Raw genomic sequence first — 19,693 nt, forward strand, 5'->3', positions numbered from 1 at the left:
GGTTACCTACCCTGCCAGATCGGTGTGCGCTTCTCGATGAAAGCAGCAGCACCCTCCTTGGCGTCACCACTGCTGAACACCGTTGACTGCCATTGCCCGAGTTTCTGTGCAGCGCTGGTTGAATCGGTTACCGCGAGGCGGACGAGTTCCTTGCATGCAGCCAAGCCGAGTGGAGCGTTTGCGGCGACGCGTTCGGCATATCCCACTGCGGCCTCCAGAACCTGGTCCGGATCTACGACGGCGTTGATCAGTCCGAGTTGGTAGCCCCGGTCAGCCGTGATGAGATCGCCGGTGAGGGTCAACTCCAGGGCGACGTGCATCGGGATTCGGGTTCCGATGTCGGTGCCGCCGCCGCCGGGGAACAATCCCCGTTTCACTTCGGGGAAGCCGAATTTCGCGGCCGACGACGCGATGATGATGTCGGAACCGAGGAGGAGTTCAAGCCCGCCGCCGATGGCGGTGCCGTTGGCGGCACCGATCACCGGGGTTGCGAGTTTGCCCGCTGCGAGTCGAGCGAAACCTTCGGAGGTGAAGGCTCCCTCGCCTTCCGTGGCAAACGCCTTCAGGTCCATGCCTGAGCAGAATGCGCGGTCACCGGTGGCGGTGATGACGATTGCGCGGATGTCCGGGTCGGTGTCAGCGGCCAGTACTGTATCGCCGAGTTCGCGATACAGGCTGCCGGTGAGCGCATTTCGTGCGTCCGGACGGTTGAGACGCAGGATCAGGATCTGTCCGCGTCGTTCCTGGATCAGTTCGGGGGTTGTGTCGGTCATGACTTGTACTCCGTTGTCTCGGCGAGTTCGGCAGCAGCGATCATCGATTGGGCGACAATGGGACCGAACGCGAGGAGCTTCTCGTTGTCACCGGCGCGCTGGAACCCCTGTTCGAGGATGATCGCGAGCTTCCACTTGGCGAGGATGCGGTAGTAGTCGAGGTCGTCGACCTGACGGCCCGAGATCTCGGAGTAGTGCCCGGCCAACTGTTCCATCGACGGTATGCCCTGCAGGTTGACGTAACTGCTGGTTGCTGCCTCTGGAGCGCTGGTGTCCTTGGGCCAGCCCTCTAGCATCCAGGCGAGGTCCAGTTTGGGGTCGCCGACCGTTCCCATCTCCCAATCGACGATGGCGGAAAGCCGGGCAGGTGCGCCGTTTTCGAACATCACGTTCGCGAACTGGTAGTCGCCGTGCATGATTCCGGGGATGAAGTCGAGCGGCTTGTGGTTCCGCAGCCACTCGGTGGCGACTTCGATTCCTTCGAGTTCGCGGCCCTTGATCTTCTCGAACAAGCTGGTCCAGCGATCGACCTGACGCTCGTGGAAACCGTCGGGTCGACCAAGATCCTGGAGGCCCTTGGCTTTCCAATCGACCTTCGACAGAAGTGCGATGCCTTCGGCCAGCTGGTAGCCCAGTCCGCTCCGTGCTTCGAGGTCGCTCTTGAAGGGCTCCGGCCAATTCCGGTCGTCCATGGGGGACCAACCGTCGACAAATCCCATGAGATAAAACGGCCGGCCGAGTACGGATGCGTCCTCGCACACGGCGATTGCCTCGGTGTGGGGCACATCGGTGCCGTCGAGTGCCGAGATGATCTGCCACTCGCGGAGGATTCCCTTGTCGCGGTTTGCGGGAGCCTCCGGCGGTGGTATCCGGATCACGCAGCGAAAGTCGTCACGGGTGAGTTCGTAGATTTCGTTCTGGGTACCGCCGGAGAGGTATCGGTGCTCGAGCGGCGCACCCTTGCCGAGGCCCTCGCCGTCCATCCAGTCCGAAAGCCGTTGAAAATCGATCACAGGTTCCCCACTTCCAGTTCGATGTAGTCGGCGTACTTTGCCTTAGCGGCTTCTTGCTTGCGTGGGATCCATTCCGTAGGCCAGAGGTCGTCACTGGGGCTGTAATCCCGCAGTACCTGCTTGGCGACGGTGGTCTTGTGTACCTCGGTCGGGCCGTCGGCGAGGCCCATCACTGCGGCACCGTGAATCATCTGGAAGAGCGGAAGCTCGTTGGTGACACCGAGCGCACCGTGTATTTGCATTGCCCGCCAAGCGATGTCGTGTAGCACAGTCGGCATGATGACCTTGGCGGCGGCGATGTCCTTGCGGACCTTCTTGTAGTCGTTGTACTTGTCGATCTTCCATGCCGTGTGCAATACGAAGAGCCTGAACTGAGCCAGTTGGGCGTAGGAGTCCGCGATGTAGCCCTGCACGAACTGCTTGTCGGCGAGCCGGCTGCCCGCGGTTTCGCGGCTCAGTGCGCGCTCGCACATCATGTCGATTGCCTTCTGTGCAAGGCCGATCGTCCTCATGGCGTGGTGGATTCGTCCGCCGCCGAGGCGCGTCTGTGCCACGGCAAATGCCTGACCTTCGCCGCCGAGGAGTGCATCCTCGTGTACCCGGACACCCTCGTAGTGGATGAGGGCGTGGGTGCCGTCGTTGAGGGGCTCACCGTACAGACCCACGTTGCGGACGATGTTGATTCCCGGTGTGTCCGACGGTACGAGGAACATCGACATGCCCTTGTACACACTGACATCGGAGTTCGTGACGGCCATGACGATCAGGAACGACGCGGTTCTCGCGTTGGAGGAGAAGTACTTCATTCCGTCGATGACCCAGTGGTCGCCATCCTTGACTGCGCGCGTGGTGAACTGCGCGGGGTCGGCACCGGCCTGTGGTTCGGTCATGGAGTAGGTCGAGAACATCTCGCCGTCGAGTAGTGGCTGCAGGTAACGCCGCTTCTGCTCTTCGGTGCCGTAGTGGGCAATGATCTCGGCATTGCCGGTATCCGGTGCCTGGCATCCGAATACGATTGGTGCCCAGGATGATCGACCGAGAATCTCGTTCAACAGAGCCAGCTTGAGTGCGCCGTATCCCTGGCCGCCCATGTCGGGTCCGAGATGCGTGGCCCACAGTCCTTGCTTCCGAACCTGCTCCTTGAGCGGGTCGATCGCTTTACGCCTGGCTCCGTCCAACGGCACGAACTGCTCGTGCGGCCAGACCAGGTCGAGCGGCTCGACCTCTTCACGTACGAACTTGTCCGCCCAGTCCAGTTTCGCTTGGTACTCGGGGTCGGTCTCGAAATCCCACGCCATGTGCGCCTCCTTGGTTACTTGGAGAATAGCGTTCTTATTGATAAAAATGCAATTCTTTTCGGGCAAAATTCTAATTCTTGATCGCCCCGACGGTCGGTGTGTGATCCAGTCAAACCTGTTGGGCTGGTGAGGTTCTCCAGCAGGCGCACCGCCCGCGTGTGGGTACGACAAATGCCGCCGACACGGGTGTCGGCGGCATTTGTCCAAGCATGGAGGCTACGAGTTGGCGAGCTCGTAGCGTCGACGGTATTCGGCCTTGGATGTCTCGCTGATATCGACATCGGTTGCCCGTGCACGCAGGGCGCCCACGGTGGCGTCCTCGCGCTTGATGTGCTTGAAGGGATCCCAGTCGAAGAACCGGGCAACGTTTCCGAAGGTGATCTTGTCGATCTCCTCGTCGGTGAGCTTGGCGTCGACGAGTTCTTCCATCAGCATCTCCGGCGAAATCGGCCAAGTGGAGTCGGAATGGGGGTAGTCGCATTCCCAGGCGATGGTGTCGATGCCGAGGCGGTCACGGTTGTTCAGTCCGCTCGGCTCGGTGATGTAGCACGCCAGGAAGTTCTTGCGCCACACGTCGGTTGCCGTCATTCCCTTGGGTAGGAAGCTGGTTCCGGTCCAGGACTGGTTGACGACGTGGCGTTCGACGCGGTCGAGCCACGGTGCAACCCAGCCGACGCCACCCTCGCTCATGGCGACCTTGAGATCCGGGAACTTCTGGAAGGCTCCGCTGAGCATCATGTCGTTTGCCGCGATAGTCGAAATGAGCGGTGTCAGAACCATCATGTCGTCGATGTTGAAGCCCTCGGGGCGCTTGACCAAGCTGAAGCCGCCACCGATGTGCAGGCTCAGGACGATGTTGGTCTCGACGCATGCCTTGAAGATCGGATCCCAGTAGCCGGACTTGAAGTCGGGGTAGCCCTCACCCACGCCGTACGGAGTCTCAGGGATGCTGATGGATCGGCAACCCATCGCGGCGAGACGGTGGATCTCCTTGACGGATTCCTCCACGTCGAAGAACGGGATGATGCCGAGGGGGATGAAGCGCCCGGGGTGAGCATTCGGTACCTCACCGACGACCCAGTCATTGAAGGCCCGAGATGCCGCTAGGGACAACTTCTTGTCCGGCAGGCTCGCAAGGTGGGTTCCGGCGAATCCGGGGAAGGTGGCAAAAAGTGTTGCGGCCAAGGTGCCGTTGGCATCCATGTCGCGTACACGCAGGTCCATGTCGTAGACGCCGGGACGCATCTCGGCGTAGCCCGTGGGATCCATGCCCCATTCTTCCTTGGGCCAGGAGACGACGGCGTTCAGGCCGGAACTGCCGACCACCGTGTCCTGGAAAAGCCAGGCCTGCACGTTGGGGTTGCGGGGGTGGGCCGTCAGCTTGGGGGCCTGGTCCATGAGGCTTTTCGGGAAGTGCTTTTCGAAGATGTCAGCCGGTTCGACCACGTGGTCGTCGATGCTGACCATCACCATGTCGTCAATGTTCATTGAGAATCCTCTCCTGCGCTGCGCAGAGATGCCCGGCAGCGGCGCCTACTGCAATGAGAATATTGTTTTCGCTATTGAGAATCAATAGCTGGACGAGCGGAGAATCACATATTCGCTGTGTCCGGTCACCGCAACACCGTGCCGCCGTCGACGTTGACGACCTGCCCGTTGATCCACTCGCCGTCATCCGACATCAGGTAGGCGACCATGCTCGAGATGTCGCTGGGTCTGCCTCCCCGTGTACTGCGAGAACGCGCGATCAACGACTGCAGCAGTTCGGGCGACGCGCCCTCCTCGATCTCTTTGGTGAGGATCAGGCCGGGAGTGATGGCGTTGGCGCGGATGCCGTCGCGGCCCCAGCGCGACGCGACGTGCCGGGCCAGGGAGTTGATAGCGGCTTTGGTTGCCGAATAGGCAGGACGCTGCGGATCACCCGTGAACGAAGCGATCGACGATGTATAGACGATCGTGCCGCCACCGCGTGCGAGGAGTTCGGGAATGGCGTGCCGGGTCACGAGCATGTGGCCGCGGAGGTTGACGGCGATGGTGCGGTCCCAGACCTCGAGGTCGATGTCGACGATATCGGTGTCCTTGGACACCGAACCCATATCTCCGGCATTGATATGGACGGCGTCAAGGCCGCCGTAGGTCCGGACGCTGAATGCCACCAATTTCTTGACTGACGTGTCGTCGGAAATGTCGAATTGTGCTGCAACGGAACGCCCACCGGCTTCGTTTATTGCCGCAGCGGTCTTTTCGGCACCTTCGAGGTTGAGATCACCGATCACGATCTGTGCGCCCTCGTTTGCCAGTCGCTGCGCGGAGGCGGCGCCGAGGCCGGTGGCGCCGCCGGCAATCAGAATGACCTTGTCTGTCAAACCCTGCACGAGGGTCTCCTGTTCTGTCGTCAAGCGATAGGGGTGACGTTGCTCGCCCGATAACGGTCACGCAACAGGCGCTTGTACAACTTGCCGTTGGGATCTCGGGGGAGGGCGTCGACAAAATCGATACTTCGGGGGCATTTGTACGACGCGAGCGCTTTGTGGCAGTACTCGATGAGCTCGGCGGCGAGGGTAGCGTGGGCTGCCGCTGGATCGACCAGTTGCACAACAGCCTTCACCGACTCGCCCATCTCGTCGTCGGGTACGCCGATGACTGCGACATCGGCGACGGCAGGATGCCCGGCGAGTTCGTTCTCCGCTTCTTGCGGATAGATGTTCACTCCACCCGAGATGATCGTGTGCGCCTCGCGGTCGGTCAGATAGAGGTATCCGTCCTCGTCCAGACGTCCGATGTCGCCGAGTGTGCGCCACCCGCGGTCGTTGGTGACGGACGCGGTTTTCTCGGGATCGTTGTGATATTCGAACGGACGGCCGCCGGAGAAGTACACCGAGCCGACCTGTCCGACGGGGAGTTCCGCTCCGTCCTCGCCGACGATGTGGCATTGCTGCATCGGTCGCCCGACGGATCCGGGGTGCGTCAGCCACTCCTCGGGTGTGATGGTCGAAGCGCCGACATCCTCGGTGCCCGAATAGTATTCGTGGATTATCGGCCCCCACCAGTCGAGCATCTGCTGCTTCACGAGGATCGGGCACGGCGCCGCTCCGTGTATTGCGTTGCGCAGGCTCGACAGGTCGTATCGCGCTCGCTCCTGCGGTGACAACCGAAGCATGCGCACGAACATGGTCGGCACGAACTGCGCGCTTGTCACTCGGTGACGCTCGATCAGTTCAAGGCATTGGAGTGGGTCGAAGTTCTCCATCACCACGACCGTGGCGCCGAGACGGTGCCATGACATCGAAAAGACCAGGGGCGACGCGTGATACAGCGGTGCGGGCGACAGGTACACCGCATCGGTGACGGTGTTGCCGGCCATCAGGCCCCTGGCGATCAAGACGGGTGCGGCACTCGGATCTCCGAACGCCGTTCCTGGCAACGGTTTACGCACACCTTTGGGACGTCCGGTGGTCCCGGACGAATACAGCATTTCGCGGCCCTCGCACTCGTCGTCGAGTGGTGTGGCCGTCTCGCCGGCCAGCACGTCGTCGTACCGATCGAATCCGGAGATGTCACCGAGCGCCGATATCCGGATGGAAATACGCGAGACGTCGAGGCCGGCCACGACGTCGGCAAGTGCTTCGCTCGAGATCAAGGCGCGGGCACCACAATCGTCGAGAACGTACTGCACCTCGAGCGGGCGTAAGTGGCGGTTGATCGCGGTGTAGTGAATGCCGGATCGCTGCGCTGCCCAGGCAATTTCGAGAAAGGGGCGGTTGTTCTCCATCAGGATCGCGATGTGGTCGCCGACGCCCAGCCCGCGTGCCCGCAATGCCCGCGCAAATCGCGTCGAGCGTTCGTCGAGTTGGGCGTATGTCGTGACCTCACCGCTCGACGCCATCACGATGGCCGGGGTGTCCGGGCTCCGGCGAGCGTGGTAGCTGGGTGTCATCGTCGCGGTCGTCATTGACGCGCCTCCACTATCGATCCGTTCGAAGGAGCATTGCGCCGCCGGGGGACAGGCCACCCGTGGCCGCGACGGCGACCTTGGCGCCGACGACCTGACGTTCACCGGCCTCGCCGCGCAACTGTGTGACCGCTTCGTGAATCAGCCCCATGCCGTGGGTGCGGCCGTGTGAGAGTTGTCCACCGTGCGTGTTGAGTGGGATCACGCCGTCGCGGGCAATGTTGTGGCCGCCGTCGAGGAAGTCCTTTGCTTCGCCGATGCCGCAGAAGCCCAGCGCTTCGATCCAGGACAGGCAGTTGAACGAGAATCCGTCGTAGAGTTGCGCGACGTCGACATCACTGGGGCGCATCGTGGTTCGTGTCCACAGGTGAGCAGCTGGGCCGAGAACCTGAGGCTCGTGTGTCAGTGTGCTCTGATCCCATTCGATACGTTCGACAATCTGCGTTCCGACAGCTTCGACGAGTACCGGCGGCTTGGCAAGATCGTGTGCTGCATCGATGGCGGACACGATTACTGCGACCGAAGCGTCGCACGGTACGTCGCAGTCGTAGAGACCGAATGGCGTGGTGATGGTGCGGGCCGAGAGGTAGTCGTCCATCGTCATCGGGTCGCGATAGATCGCGCTCGGATTGAGTGCGGCATTGGCTCGTTGGTTCAGCGCAATCCAGCCCAAGCTTTCGCGAGTTGTGCCGTACTTGTGGAAGTGGCGCTGCGCATTCTGCGCGAGAGTGTGTGCTGCGGAGGTCGCTCCGAACGGGAACATCCAGCTCGGGGTGCGACTCGGCGCAGGTGGGCTGATTTCGCCCAGACGCATCAATTCGTTGTGGGTGGCTTCCCAGACGGTTCGGTAGCACAGCACGTGGCGGGCAAGGCCGCTGGCGACGGCGATCATCGCCGCGATCACCGAACCGCTGGGGCCGAAGGTTTCAATGCCGCCGTTATGCCAGGTCGGCCGGATGCCGAGAGCCGCCTCGACGCCGGTCACCCCGCCGCCCTCGCCGAACCCCCCTACCGGTCCGGCGCCGGGATAGCTTGCGAGACCGTCGATGTCGTCCATCGTGAGGCCGGCATCGGCGACAGCGCGTTCGCACGCCTGCACCGTCAGCTCCATGGGGGAGAGCATCAAGCGTCGGCCGATCTCGGACATGCCGATGCCGGTGAGCGCCGCCTTGTCCTCGAACTTCACGGTGGTGGACATCGGTCGCACGCGTCGCCGGATCTCTTCCGGATCACCCTCGGCCTGTGGCAGCGGCGCAGGTTCTGGTTGCTCGGCCGTCGGCCGGAACAACGGGAGCCACACATCCCCGTCCTGGTGGAAGACAACTTCCATGCGCATGCCCAAGTGCAGCTGCGCAGGATCGCACTCGATGACGTTGGTAGTCAGCCGAACCCGAGGATCGTCTTCGATCGCGACCTGAGCCACCACGTAGGGTGCCGGAAGCCCAGGCATGCTGAAGCGTTCGTTGACCGTGAATCCGATGAGGGTGGCGTAGCCGGAAACCACGCGCACGCCCATCTGATGTGAACGGCAGTACCTGCAGACCGGCTGCGGCGGATGGATGAGAGCCGTACAGGACTCGCACTCCTGTACGCGCAGCCGGCCATCCGCGCCGGACGTCCAGTAGAACCGGTTTTGCCGGGTCACAAGGGGAAGAGGACGCCCCGACTCGGCTACCTTGTTCTCGTTTACCGGATCGACTACCGCGGAATCAGTCACTTACTTCAGTTTCCTTACTTCTGCGCAGTGATCGGTGCGGCGAGTCCCTGCTCGTCGACGATCAGTTGGATTTTCTCGAGGGTCTCGTCGAGGCCGGCACCGAGACGCGGGCCGGGGGTGAAGGTCGCCGGGAGGTGACGCATGCCCTGGATGACGCCGATGGAGTCGTAGTGCACGGTGCCTTCGGGGTCGCACGTGAAGTCCGGCATCCGGTCGAACACTGCGACGAGCATGCGCTTGAAGACCGTTCGGGCCAGGTTCGAGCCGATGCATCGGTGTACTCCCAGACCGAAACTGAAGTGTCGGTTGGCCGTTCGTTCGAGGTCGACGGTATTCGGGTCCTCGAAGAGTTCGGGGTCGCGGTTGGCCATTGCCCAGGAGAGCCAGAGTCGATCGCCCTCTTTGAACTGCACGCCGCCCAATTCGCCGTCGGCGGAGAAGGTGCGGCCGTCGCCCGGTGTCGGGCAGAAGAAGCGGAGAAATTCTTCCGTTGCCGAGTCCAGCATGGTGTCGCGTTCCCGGCTGAGGATCTCGCGCTGATCCGGGTTCTGTGACAGCCACTCGAGTGCGTGTGACGTGAGCGCCGTTGTCGTGTCGAACCCGCCGCCGATGAGCAGGCTGAGGACTCCGAGAAGTTCGAGATCGTCCGGCTTTTCGCCGTTGACGGTGGCTCGGGCGATCGCGTCGACCATGCCGGGCCTGGGGTTCTCGCGGATCTGGTGGAGATTGGTGAGGAGGTCCAATCCCATGGCGCGGTGGAGTTCACCGATCCGGGCGATGTCAGGTGAATCCGGCGGGGTGTACATAGCCGCGTGTACCGGCTCGCAGTAAACGGACCATTTGACGACGGGGATACCGAGCATTGCCAGCGTGATGACGGCCGGGACGATGTTTGCCAGATCGTCGATGAAGTCGATCTTGCCGGACTCGATCTTCTCGTCGAGGCTGGCGCGGATCACCTCGTCGATCAGCGGAACCCACTTCTTGATAGCAGCAGGAGACAGGTAGGGGTTGAGAACCGCACGGAACTCGCGATGCTCGGGGTCGTCCATTTCCAGGATGCCGCCACGGACACCGGACGCGCGTTCCGCGGTCGGAATCATGATTCCCTTGTAACCACGACGAACTCCCTTGAGGTCGTGATCATTCGAGATGTCAGCGGACCGAGCGAGAGCGAAGACCTCGTCGCCGCCCGACGCAACCCAGTGCCCGCCGTGGGTATCGGACCAGGCCATCGGACACTTCGAGTGCATCTCCTGGGTGATGTCCAGGAAGTTGTCGCGATAGTCCGCTGCGTGCCGGTCGAACTGGAATACGGGCTTCTCGTGGTTGTCTTGCGCTGGCGCATTGTCGATGCTCATGGAGCTGTCCTCTCTGGCGTCTTGGCGTCGGCGTTCTCGGAGGCGGAGTTGCTCGCAAAGATGGTGATGGCCTGCTCCGGGCAGGAATGGGCAGCTTCCCGCACCTTGTCCTCGAGATCGGCAGGAACATCGCCTTCGATGGCCGTAGCGTGGCCGTCGATGTCGCTCAGTTCGAACACATCCGGTGCAGCCATAGCGCACAGTGTGTGCCCTTGGCACAGTTCTGGGTCGACCTTCACCTTCACAATATTCCTCCTGTTTGCACGTGAATCTTTTTGTTATTCAGGCTGTTTCGACTAGCTGATCGGGGATGGCCGGCAATGACGATGTTGATCGAACTTGCGTCGTAGACGGACGGAAGGTGGGCACAGAACGTGTCCATGCCGCGAGATGGGCTGGGCTGGGAAATGGCTCGGGCCTGAGTGCGTGACTCACCGGCGACGGGGCTGCCGTCGTTACAGGTGAGCGTTCGAGTGTCGCATTCTGGTTCACAAGAATCTCCAATTCAATTTTGGAGAATCCTACTCTCGCTCTGACGTGGCCGCAAGATCCCGAGTAGAGACTGCTCAGGTGCAATGCAACCTTTCGGTGGGGGGTATGCGTACGACTTCACAGTTGCTACATTCACACCACCAGGATGCAATATTCTCGAATATGAGAACTCTATTTTCATACTTTAGTGAGGAGAACGGATGTCATCTCAGGAAACGGTGTCGGCCAACGAGGGCACCGCCGTGCTGGATGTCGATCGGCGCTTGCTCATCGACGGAAAGCTCGTGACAACAGAGCAGACGTTTGCGTCGATCAACCCCGCTACCGGTGAGATCCTCGGTTACGCACCGAATGCGGGTGTCGCGGAGGCAGAAGCCGCTATCGCAGCAGCGCGCAAGGCCTTCGACACCACCAGCTGGGCAACCGATGTGGAATTCCGCATCAAGTGCCTCGACCAGCTGCATCAGGCAATGCTCGACAATCTCGAAGAGTTTCGTGCGCTGACGATCGCCGAGGTCGGAGCTACCTACCTCAATACGCAAGGCAACCAGCTCGAGGCGCCTATCGGCATCATTCGCTACTACGCTGATCTCCTGCGCACCTACCCGCTGACCGAACAGCTCGGCGAGGTAGACATCAAGGGGCAGAAGCACAATCGCTGGATCGAGAAGGAAGCCGCCGGAGTTGTCTCCGCGATCATTGCGTACAACTACCCGAATCAGCTGGCGTTTGCCAAGCTGATTCCGTCGCTCGCCGCGGGTTGCACGATCGTCCTCAAGGGCGCTCCGGACACACCACTCATCACGTTGGCGCTGGGTGAACTGATCGCCAATCACACCGACATTCCGGCCGGTGTGGTCAACGTACTGTCCTCGTCCGACGTGGAGACCGGCAAGATCATGACCACCCACCCCGACGTGGACGTGGTCACCTTTACCGGATCCACACCCGTCGGCGCGTCGATCATGGCTGCGGCAAGCGCGAGCCTGAAGAAGGTCTTCCTCGAGCTCGGCGGGAAGTCGGCATTGATTGTGCTCGAGGACGCGGACTTCGGCACGGTTGCACAGTTCGCGGCATTCTCCATCTGCTCCAACACAGGTCAGGGTTGTGCGCTCACCACCCGGTTGCTCGTGCCGCGGGAACATCACGACGAGATCGTCGCGAAGGTGGCCGGAATGATGGCGCACGTGCCAGTCGGAGACCCGACCAACCCGAAGATCTACATGGGCCCGCTCATCAGCGAGAAGCAGCGAGACAAGGTCGACGGTTTGGTTCAGCGGGCCGTCGAGGCGGGCGCGACGCTCGTGACCGGTGGCACGCGGATCGATCCCGGCTACTTCTACGCGCCGACCCTGCTGGCAAATGTCCACCCGGACAGCGAAATTGCGCAGGAAGAGGTCTTCGGACCCGTGCTCGCAGTCATCCCGTTCGATGACGACGATCATGCCGTGGAGATCGCCAACAACTCGAAGTACGGACTCTCCGGTGGCGTGCTTGGTGCCGACGACGATCGCGCGATCGCCATCGGCCGCCGTATCCGCACCGGAACCTTCAGCGTCAACGGTGGCAACTACTTCACCCCCGATGTTCCGTTCGGTGGCTACAAGCAGTCGGGCATCGGCCGTGAGATGGGTACCGCCGGACTGGAGGAGTTCCTCCAGACCAAGGCTTTTGCGACGGTGGTCAAGTGAAGCCACTCGAGGGGATCCGCGTTCTCGAGGTCGCGATGTACGGCTTCGTTCCGTCGGCGGGCGCAGTGCTCGCCGACTGGGGCGCCGAGGTCGTCAAGGTGGAACACGCCGTCACCGGTGACCCACAGCGCGGCCTTCGTCAGGTCGGTGCGTTGAAGGTCGAGGGGGATCCCAACCCCAACGTCGAGCACGCCAACCGAGGCAAGCGCAGTATCGGCATCGACATGGGAACCGCCGAGGGTAAAGAGGTGTTGGATGCACTGATCCGCACAGCGGACGTGTTCCTCACAAGCTTCCTGCCCCAGGCTCGGACCAAGTTCGGAATCGACGTGGACGACGTCCGCGCCGTGAACCCGAAGATCGTCTACGCCCGCGGCAGTGCACTCGGGCCGCGCGGTGTCGAGTCCGACAAGGGTGGGTACGACATGACGGCCTTCTGGGCCAGGGCCGGAATTGCCGCTACTCTCACGCCTCCTGGAGTGGACGGCATGATCACCCCGCCGGGGCCGGCGTTCGGTGACACGATCTCCGGCACGAACCTTGCCGGCGGTGTTGCGGCAGCGCTGCTCAAGAGAGAACGTACGGGCGAGACCTCGGTAGTCGACGTCTCCCTCCTGGGCAGCGGCGTGTGGGCCATGGGACACGGGATTGCGTTGTCGGCGCATCTCGACCAGGCCATGGTGGCGCCGGTGCCGGGTGGTCATGGTGCACTGACCAATCCGTTGTCCGGGTTGTACCGCACATCGGACGGGCGCTTCCTTTCGTTCGTGATGCTCCAGGCCGGCAAGTACTGGGCCGATGTGTGTCGCCACATCGATCGCCTCGACCTCATCGACGACCCTCGTTTTGCCGATTCCAAGCAGATTGCCGCCAATACCGAAGCCGCAGTGGCTATTCTGCGTGAGGTGCTGGGCAGCCGCACACTTGCGGAATGGTCGGAGAAGTTTGCCACTCTTGCCGGTCCGTGGGCGCCTGTGCAGGACTCGTTGCAAGTGTCGAGCGACGCGCAGGTTCTGGCCAACGAATATCTGCTCAAGGCAGGGGAACTCGAACTGGCCGCAAACCCGGTGCAGTTCGACGTCACTGCACCCGAGCTGCGTGCAGGACCGGAATTCGCCGCTCACACAGACGAAATTCTGACTGAGTTGGGATTCGACTGGGAACGTGTCATCGCTTTCAAGATCGCGGGAGCAGTTACCTAGGAACTGTGACCACACCTGACAAATGAGGGCCGACCCGTTGGGGTCGGCCCTCATTTCAGTTCTCGTGCAACTGTTCGCGGTGCTCAGCTGTTTTCGGCGTCGCGAACCGTAATTGTGCCGTCCCTGACGGCGTCGGCGATGCTCTCATGGAGCATCGGGCAGCCGTCCTTGAGTGCAGATTTCTGCCCCGACGCGATGGCGTCCTTGAACGTGTGACACCGACGTGCCGGGTCGGAGGTCCACTGAATGCTGGTGTGCTTGTACGTGTTCTTGCGAACCAGTACGCACGCGCCGCATGTCTTGCAATCGACTTCCTGCATCCCCGAGTCGAGGTATTCCTGCTTGTCCTCGACGGTCTGGGCTTCGATTGCGCCCCGCCGTTCCGGTTGCCCGGCAAAGTCCGGAGCCTTGGCCCAACGGAGGTCACGGATCGAGGCGCTCACGACTAGACCTCTGCTTCCTTCTTTGCAGCGGCTTCCTTCTCGGCCTTCTGACGGGCGAGGTTTTCCTCGACCTCAGCGTGCCAGGCTTCGTTGGCCTTGGTGGTGTCCACTTCGAACTCGAAGCGCTGCGTCATCTTCTCGGTGACGTCGGCCTTGTCGACGTAGAACTGCTCGTACCAGCGTCGTAGCTGGTAGACGGGGCCGTCCTCCTCGCAGAGGAGTGGATTTTCGATCTTGGTCTTGTTCTTCCAGATCGCGACGTCCTGAAGGAATCCTTCGCTGATGCCCTCGGTGAACTTGCCGGCCAACTTGTCGGCCATTTCGTCGGAGACGCCCGTCGGCTTCTTGACCGTCACGCCCCACTGCAGCACGAATGAATCCGGGCTGATCGGGTAGTGGCAGTTGATCAGGACGCTTTCGACCTCGTATCCGCTGTAGCTGTTCCACAGAGGATTGACCATGTACGACGGTCCGTAATACGCAGCCTCGGAGCGAAGTAGCGTATCGCCGCCGTACTGGGATGCCATTCCGATGTCGGGACGGCCCGTGGTGTTGAGGTACTGAGTGGCGATCTCACCTTCGAAGACGTTCTTGAAGTACGTCGGGAAGGCGTAGTGGATGTAGTAGAAGTGCGCCATGTCCACGACGTTGTCGATTATCTCGCGGCAGTTGGAACCCTCGATGACCATGGAGTTCCAGGTCCAGTCTGTCCACTCGTCGCTGTACGCGCCCTCGATGCGAGGGATCACGATTTCCTCGGGCGGAGGATTGCCCTCCGGGTCGTTCCAGACGAAGAGCTGAGCGTTCTGTTCGAGTGTGTGCCACGCCCGGGTGCGGGCGAGCGGGGGCACGCGGCGGGCGTAGGGAATGCCGGTGCACTTTCCGTTTCCACCCCAGCGCCAGTCATGGAACGGGCACGCGATGGAATCGCCTTTGACCTCGCCTTGGGTGAGGTCACCGCCCATATGTCGGCAGTACCCGTCGAGGACTTTGATATCGCCCTTGCTGTCGGCGAACACCACGAGCTTGGTACCGAAAGCCTCGATCGCGTGCGGTTTGCCGTCCTTGAAGGTCTTCAGAAGACCCAGGCAATGCCATCCACGCGCGAACCGTGTCTGCACCGTTCCCACGTCGATCTCGCGAATCTGCGCCATAGTGACCTCACATCCCTTCTAGCTGTTAATAGAACACGTTATAGAATGAACTCTGATTTCGCTAGATTTCGGAAGCACTTGTTACAGCGTTGCGGCCCTCAATGACGCGATTTGCGACATCTCGACAGAAAAGAGAACGTGTTCTAGTCTCAAAGGTAAGTGAACTATCCGAGCGAGACAGACGGGAGCGTCGAAGTGGGTAACCATGAGAGCCACGAGGTGATGCAGAAGCTCGACGCATTGTTGCCGGCACTACGTGAGCGGGCGCAGGAGACCGAGGATCTTCGTCGTATCCCTGACGAGTCCGTCAAGGCATTGCAGGAGACCGGTTTCTTCCGTCTACTGCAGCCGAAGCAGTGGGGCGGATACGAAGCCGATCCGGTCCTGTTCTACTCGGCGGTCAAAAAGATCGCGAGCGCCTGCGGATCGACGGGGTGGGTCTCCTCGATCATCGGTGTTCACAATTGGCACCTGGCGCTGTTCTCTCAGCAGGCGCAGGAAGACGTGTGGGGCAAGGACTCTGACGTTCGCATCTCGTCCTCCTACGCGCCCATGGGTATGGGTGAGGTAGTCGAGGGCGGATACAAGGTAAACGGCGCGTGGGCGTGGTCGTCGGGTTGCGACCATGCAACGTGGGCAGTTCTGGGCGGGCCGGTCTTCAAGGACGGTCGCGCCGTCGATTTTGTCAGCTACCTGATTCCCCGCGAGGACTACCAGATCGACGACGTCTGGAATGTGGTCGGACTGCGCGGAACCGGCTCCAATACCGTTGTGGTCAAGGATGTATTTGTTCCGACCCATCGCGTGCTGAGCTTCCGGGCGATGAGCGAACTGACTGCTCCCGGACTCGAGAACAACACCGCTCCCGTCTACCGGATGCCGTGGGGCACCATTCATCCCACTACGATTTCGGCCCCGATCGTCGGAATGGCCTACGGTGCTTACGAAGCGCACGTCGAGCATCAGGGCAAGCGGGTTCGCGCAGCCTTTGCCGGCGAGAAGTCCAAGGACGATCCGTTTGCGAAGGTACGTATCGCCGAGGCATCCAGCGACATCGATGCAGCCTGGCGTCAACTGTCCGGCAATGTCGCCGACGAGTACGCGTTGATCCTTGCGGGCGAAGAGGTTCCGATGGAACTGCGTCTACGAGCGCGACGCGATCAGGTCCGGGCCACCGGTCGCGCGATCGCGTCCATCGACAAGCTCTTCGAGAACTCCGGAGCAACAGCACTGCAGAACGGCACGCCGATTCAGCGATTCTGGCGCGACGCTCACGCCGGACGCGTCCACGCAGCCAACGATCCAGAACGCGCATACGTCATGTTCGGAACAGGCGAGTTCGGTCTGCCGATCACCGACACGATGGTCTAGGGGAGACGTCCGTGACAACCACCGAAGAAGTGTTCACCTACGAATCCACGTCGCGTTTTGCGCAGGTGCGCCCCGATCTGAAACTGCATTTCCACGAGGCAGGCGTCGGAAACGACAAGACCATCGTGCTGCTGCACGGCGGTGGCCCAGGCGCATCGTCGTGGTCGAACTTTGCCCGCAATATTCCGGTGTTGGCGAAGAACTTTCACGTCATCGCGGTCGACCAGCCCGGCTACGGACAGTCGGACAAGCCGACCGAGCATCCGCAGTACTTCGTGCACAGTGCGTCGGCGCTCAACGACCTCCTGGACACGCTCGAGATCACCGGTCGCGTTGATCTTCTGGGCAATTCGCTCGGTGGTGGCGCTGCTGTTCGCTTTGCGCTCGACTACCCGGACCGTGCCGGCCGGCTGGTCCTCATGGGGCCAGGCGGTCTGAGTGTCAATCTCTTTGCGCCGGACCCCACCGAGGGCGTCAAGAACCTCGGGAAGTTCAGCTACCAGCCCACACGTGAGAACCTCGAAGCATTCCTCCGGATCATGGTCTTCGATCAGAAGCTGATCACGCCGGAACTCGTCGACGAACGTTTTGCCGCAGCCAGTACTCCCGAGTCCCTGGCTGCGGCCAAGGCGATGGGTAAGTCCTTCTCCAGCGGTGACTTCGAGCTCGGCATGCTCTGGCGCGAGGCGTACAAACTGCGCCAACGGGTGCTGTTGATCTGGGGCCGTGAAGACCGCGTCAACCCGCTCGACGGCGCACTGGTGGCGCTCAAGATGATTCCGCGCGCGCAACTGCATGTCTTCGGTGGTTGTGGGCACTGGGCGCAACTCGAGAAGTTCGACGAATTCAACCGGCTCGCAACCGACTTCTTGCTCGACGGAGGTAAGTGATGGGTATTCGATCTCTGGCATACATGCGTATCGGGGCCACCGATATGGGCGCATGGCGCGAGTACGGGCTCAAGGTTCTCGGCATGAGCGAGGGCAAGGGCGTCGACCCCGATTCGCTGTACCTTCGCATGGACGATTTCCCGGCACGTCTGGTCATCGTTCCGAACGAGTCGGATCGTCTGCTCGTCTCCGGGTGGGAGACAGCGAATGCGGCTGAGCTGCAGGATATCCGTGACAGGTTGTCGGCAGCCGGGGTTCCCTTCAAGGAGGGCACGTCGGAGCAGTTGAAGGACCGTCGCGTGGTCGAGCTGATTGCGTTCGAGGACACCTCGGGGAACTTGCTCGAGGTGTTTCACGGTGTAGCGCTCGAACATCGACGCGTCGTGAGCCCGTATGGACACAAGTTCGTCACGGGGGAGCAGGGGCTCGGACACGTCGTGCTCACCACCGATGACGACGACGCGTCGTTGCGCTTCTACCGCGACGTCCTCGGATTCAAACTGCGAGACTCGATGCGTCTGCCACCGCAGATGGTCGGCCGACCCGCAGACGGCGATCCGGCGTGGCTGAGGTTCCTCGGCTGCAACCCGCGTCATCACAGCCTGGCGTTCCTGCCGTTCCCCAACCCGACGGGCATCGTGCACCTGATGCTCGAGGTGGAGAACTCAGACGACGTCGGACTGTGCCTTGACCGTGCGCTGCGCAAGAAGGTCAAGATGTCGGCGACCCTCGGGCGCCACGTCAACGACGAAATGCTCTCGTTCTACATGAAGACTCCCGGCGGCTTCGACATCGAATTCGGTTGTGAGGGACGCGAGGTCGAAGACGAGAGTTGGATCGCGCGGGAAAGTACGGCAGTGAGTCTGTGGGGTCACGACTTCACGGTCGGACTGAAGCCGTGAGTGCCCCTGCACTCGACCCGCGGCAGTTCCGTACCGTCCTGGGCCAGTTCTGTACCGGTGTCACCATCATCACGACCGTCGACGACGGCGTGCCGGTGGGTTTTGCGTGTCAGTCGTTTGCCGCGCTCTCCCTCGACCCGCCCCTGGTGTTGTTCTGCCCCACCAAGGGTTCTCGGTCGTGGGCGGCAATCGAGAAGACCGGAAAGTTTGCCGTCAACGTGTTGGCGGAGGAACAACAGTCGGTATGCGCGCGCTTCGGTTCGCGTGAGCCGGACAAGTTCGCCGGTATCGACTGGACACCGTCGCCGTTGGGTTCACCGATCATCGACAAATCGCTCGCGCACATCGACTGCACCGTCGAAACCGTCCATGACGGCGGCGATCACTTCGTGGTCTTCGGTCGGGTCTCGTCGATGAGTGAGGTCAAGACCGAGCGTCCACTGCTGTTCTATCGCGGGCAGTACACCGGGATCGAACCGGACAAGACCGTCCCCGCGCATTGGCGGGACGATCTCGAGGCGTTCCTGACAACAACGACGGAAGACACCTGGCTGTAGGGGCCTGCGGCCGCTGTGCGCCTTTTTGGTAGTGGGGACTGCTGGAAAGGCGCACAGGGGCGGAGCCCCTACAAGGAAAAACACGTCTGGCAGAAGTCCTCACCGAACGGCGTGAGCAGGATGCTACGACGCACTATCTTGTTGGACCGGCCCGCGCGTCGCACGGCGTCGATCACCGCGGGCTGGACTTCGACGACCTGATATCGATCCGCTTCGACAGGTTCTCGAGAGAACGACACCAGCCCGAGTCGGTGCAGGTTGTTGAGGTAGGCATTCGTACGATCCAGGTGCCGGCACCCGGCGAGATCGCCGATCATCGACAGGCCTTCGTCGATCATTTCCGACCCGACGCCGAAGGGCCGGGCTGTCCGGACGTCGACGCTCGGTTGTGCGCCCGACAATGCGAGCAGGCGCAGGATGCGTGCTTCGTCCGGTGCAATCTCGTCGAGGATTCGGTCGTAGGCGGGGTGAAGATCGTCGCGGTCGGTGACGTCGGCGGAACGGTCGAGCAGGTTGTCGCCGCGCTGGCGAAGGGCCGCGAGCATGGCCTCGGTGCTCTGTTTACCGGTGGGGCGAGCACGCATGGCCGATCGCAGGTTTTCGGATCGGGAGGGCCCGGCACTTGCCGTTCGCTTTGTCGAAGGTTGAACGTTGGCGGCTTCGGCGGCCTCTGCTGCCGCGTCGGCGGCGGCTGCAACGATCTGCCGCGTCGCCTCGCGCGCTGTGCCCAACGCCCATCCCGTTATTTTCAGGGAGGTGAGTGTGGTGGTGGCGGTCAAGCCGACCAGGCTACGGATCAACCGCTTTTCGACGGATTCTTCGGTGCCCGTGTCGATATCCCAGTCATACGTGGGTTCTTCGCGCTGCTCACTCATTC

General features: G+C 61.8%; 17 protein-coding genes and 1 pseudogene. 6 read left to right on the forward strand and 12 right to left on the reverse strand.

Annotated features, from left to right (window positions below):
• Positions 1–2 precede the first annotated feature (2 nt).
• From KYT97_RS23170 to KYT97_RS23210, 9 genes and pseudogenes are all read right to left on the reverse strand, one after another.
• Positions 3–773: an enoyl-CoA hydratase-related protein gene (locus KYT97_RS23170; protein WP_172935909.1), complete on the reverse strand. Its 771-nt coding sequence runs from the start codon at positions 771–773 to the stop codon at positions 3–5.
• Positions 770–1,786, reverse strand: coding sequence for a phosphotransferase family protein (locus KYT97_RS23175; protein ID WP_245005906.1), 1,017 nt, complete (start codon positions 1,784–1,786; stop codon positions 770–772). Before KYT97_RS23175 ends, KYT97_RS23170 begins: the two co-directional genes overlap by 4 nt.
• A complete protein-coding gene (locus KYT97_RS23180) occupies positions 1,783–3,084 on the reverse strand; it encodes an acyl-CoA dehydrogenase family protein (protein ID WP_045068471.1) in 1,302 nt (433 codons plus the stop codon). Before KYT97_RS23180 ends, KYT97_RS23175 begins: the two co-directional genes overlap by 4 nt.
• Before the next feature lie 216 nt (positions 3,085–3,300).
• Complete coding sequence (locus tag KYT97_RS23185) at positions 3,301–4,572, reverse strand: amidohydrolase family protein (protein WP_033232474.1); 1,272 nt, start codon at positions 4,570–4,572, stop codon at positions 3,301–3,303.
• A gap of 125 nt (positions 4,573–4,697) precedes the next feature.
• On the reverse strand, positions 4,698–5,459 hold the full coding sequence (locus KYT97_RS23190) for an SDR family NAD(P)-dependent oxidoreductase (protein WP_033232472.1): 762 nt from the start codon (positions 5,457–5,459) through the stop codon (positions 4,698–4,700).
• Positions 5,460–5,479: 20 nt separating this feature from the next.
• The gene (locus KYT97_RS23195; protein ID WP_080711652.1) at positions 5,480–7,036 is read right to left on the reverse strand and encodes an acyl-CoA synthetase; all 1,557 of its coding nucleotides are present in this window, start codon (positions 7,034–7,036) and stop codon (positions 5,480–5,482) included.
• Between the two features lie 13 nt (positions 7,037–7,049).
• Positions 7,050–8,753 (reverse strand): thiolase C-terminal domain-containing protein, encoded by a 1,704-nt coding sequence (locus tag KYT97_RS23200; protein WP_045068474.1) that lies wholly within the window; start codon positions 8,751–8,753, stop codon positions 7,050–7,052.
• Positions 8,754–8,767: 14 nt separating this feature from the next.
• Positions 8,768–10,114, reverse strand: a complete 1,347-nt coding sequence (locus tag KYT97_RS23205) for a cytochrome P450 (protein ID WP_033232470.1) — start codon at positions 10,112–10,114, stop codon at positions 8,768–8,770.
• Positions 10,115–10,173: 59 nt separating this feature from the next.
• A pseudogene (locus tag KYT97_RS23210) lies at positions 10,174–10,359 on the reverse strand (ferredoxin); the annotation flags it as partial.
• 447 nt (positions 10,360–10,806) lie between these two features.
• Between KYT97_RS23210 and KYT97_RS23215 the strand changes: the two are divergent.
• Positions 10,807–12,297, forward strand: coding sequence for an aldehyde dehydrogenase family protein (locus KYT97_RS23215; protein ID WP_219110737.1), 1,491 nt, complete (start codon positions 10,807–10,809; stop codon positions 12,295–12,297).
• A complete protein-coding gene (locus KYT97_RS23220; protein ID WP_045068482.1) occupies positions 12,294–13,499 on the forward strand; it encodes a CaiB/BaiF CoA transferase family protein in 1,206 nt (401 codons plus the stop codon). Before KYT97_RS23215 ends, KYT97_RS23220 begins: the two co-directional genes overlap by 4 nt.
• Positions 13,500–13,582: 83 nt before the next feature.
• Here KYT97_RS23220 and KYT97_RS23225 read toward each other — a convergent pair whose 3' ends face one another.
• Both KYT97_RS23225 and KYT97_RS23230 read right to left on the reverse strand, forming a co-directional pair.
• A complete protein-coding gene (locus tag KYT97_RS23225; protein ID WP_033232465.1) occupies positions 13,583–13,942 on the reverse strand; it encodes a hypothetical protein in 360 nt (119 codons plus the stop codon).
• Between the two features lie 2 nt (positions 13,943–13,944).
• Entirely contained in the window at positions 13,945–15,096 is a 1,152-nt protein-coding gene (locus tag KYT97_RS23230) for a 3-ketosteroid-9-alpha-monooxygenase, oxygenase component (protein ID WP_033232463.1), read from the reverse strand.
• A gap of 195 nt (positions 15,097–15,291) precedes the next feature.
• On the opposite strand from KYT97_RS23230, the gene hsaA reads away from it, so the two are divergent.
• Genes hsaA through hsaB form a run of 4 tightly spaced genes read left to right on the forward strand, consistent with a single transcriptional unit; the run spans position 15,292 to position 18,816 of the window.
• A complete protein-coding gene (hsaA, locus tag KYT97_RS23235) occupies positions 15,292–16,467 on the forward strand; it encodes a 3-hydroxy-9,10-secoandrosta-1,3,5(10)-triene-9,17-dione monooxygenase oxygenase subunit (protein WP_280639068.1) in 1,176 nt (391 codons plus the stop codon).
• A gap of 11 nt (positions 16,468–16,478) precedes the next feature.
• On the forward strand, positions 16,479–17,357 hold the full coding sequence (gene hsaD, locus KYT97_RS23240; RefSeq protein ID WP_219110738.1) for a 4,5:9,10-diseco-3-hydroxy-5,9,17-trioxoandrosta-1(10),2-diene-4-oate hydrolase: 879 nt from the start codon (positions 16,479–16,481) through the stop codon (positions 17,355–17,357).
• On the forward strand, positions 17,357–18,259 hold the full coding sequence (hsaC, locus tag KYT97_RS23245) for an iron-dependent extradiol dioxygenase HsaC (protein ID WP_045068484.1): 903 nt from the start codon (positions 17,357–17,359) through the stop codon (positions 18,257–18,259). Before hsaD ends, hsaC begins: the two co-directional genes overlap by 1 nt.
• On the forward strand, positions 18,256–18,816 hold the full coding sequence (gene hsaB / locus KYT97_RS23250; protein WP_033232457.1) for a 3-hydroxy-9,10-secoandrosta-1,3,5(10)-triene-9,17-dione monooxygenase reductase subunit: 561 nt from the start codon (positions 18,256–18,258) through the stop codon (positions 18,814–18,816). The genes hsaC and hsaB overlap by 4 nt, the downstream gene beginning before the upstream one ends.
• A gap of 68 nt (positions 18,817–18,884) precedes the next feature.
• Here the strand turns inward: hsaB and KYT97_RS31010 are convergent, their stop codons facing one another.
• On the reverse strand, positions 18,885–19,691 hold the full coding sequence (locus KYT97_RS31010) for an Abi-alpha family protein (RefSeq protein ID WP_045068486.1): 807 nt from the start codon (positions 19,689–19,691) through the stop codon (positions 18,885–18,887).
• Between the last annotated feature and the right edge of the window lie 2 nt (positions 19,692–19,693).

The organism is Rhodococcus globerulus, from assembly GCF_019334125.1.
Taxonomy (GTDB): Bacteria; Actinomycetota; Actinomycetes; order Mycobacteriales; family Mycobacteriaceae; genus Rhodococcus_F; species Rhodococcus_F globerula.

What these genes read in the sequence shown, in the direction of transcription:
- KYT97_RS23170 (WP_172935909.1), bottom strand. Translation starts at nt 773, where the DNA reads ATGACCGACACAACCCCCGAACTGATCCAGGAACGACGCGGACAGATC.
- KYT97_RS23180 (WP_045068471.1), bottom strand. Translation starts at nt 3,084, where the DNA reads ATGGCGTGGGATTTCGAGACCGACCCCGAGTACCAAGCGAAACTGGAC.
- KYT97_RS23185 (WP_033232474.1), bottom strand. Translation starts at nt 4,572, where the DNA reads ATGAACATTGACGACATGGTGATGGTCAGCATCGACGACCACGTGGTC.
- KYT97_RS23195 (WP_080711652.1), bottom strand. Translation starts at nt 7,036, where the DNA reads ATGACGACCGCGACGATGACACCCAGCTACCACGCTCGCCGGAGCCCG.
- KYT97_RS23205 (WP_033232470.1), bottom strand. Translation starts at nt 10,114, where the DNA reads ATGAGCATCGACAATGCGCCAGCGCAAGACAACCACGAGAAGCCCGTA.
- KYT97_RS23215 (WP_219110737.1), top strand. Translation starts at nt 10,807, where the DNA reads ATGTCATCTCAGGAAACGGTGTCGGCCAACGAGGGCACCGCCGTGCTG.
- KYT97_RS23230 (WP_033232463.1), bottom strand. Translation starts at nt 15,096, where the DNA reads ATGGCGCAGATTCGCGAGATCGACGTGGGAACGGTGCAGACACGGTTC.
- hsaC (WP_045068484.1), top strand. Translation starts at nt 17,357, where the DNA reads ATGGGTATTCGATCTCTGGCATACATGCGTATCGGGGCCACCGATATG.
- KYT97_RS31010 (WP_045068486.1), bottom strand. Translation starts at nt 19,691, where the DNA reads ATGAGTGAGCAGCGCGAAGAACCCACGTATGACTGGGATATCGACACG.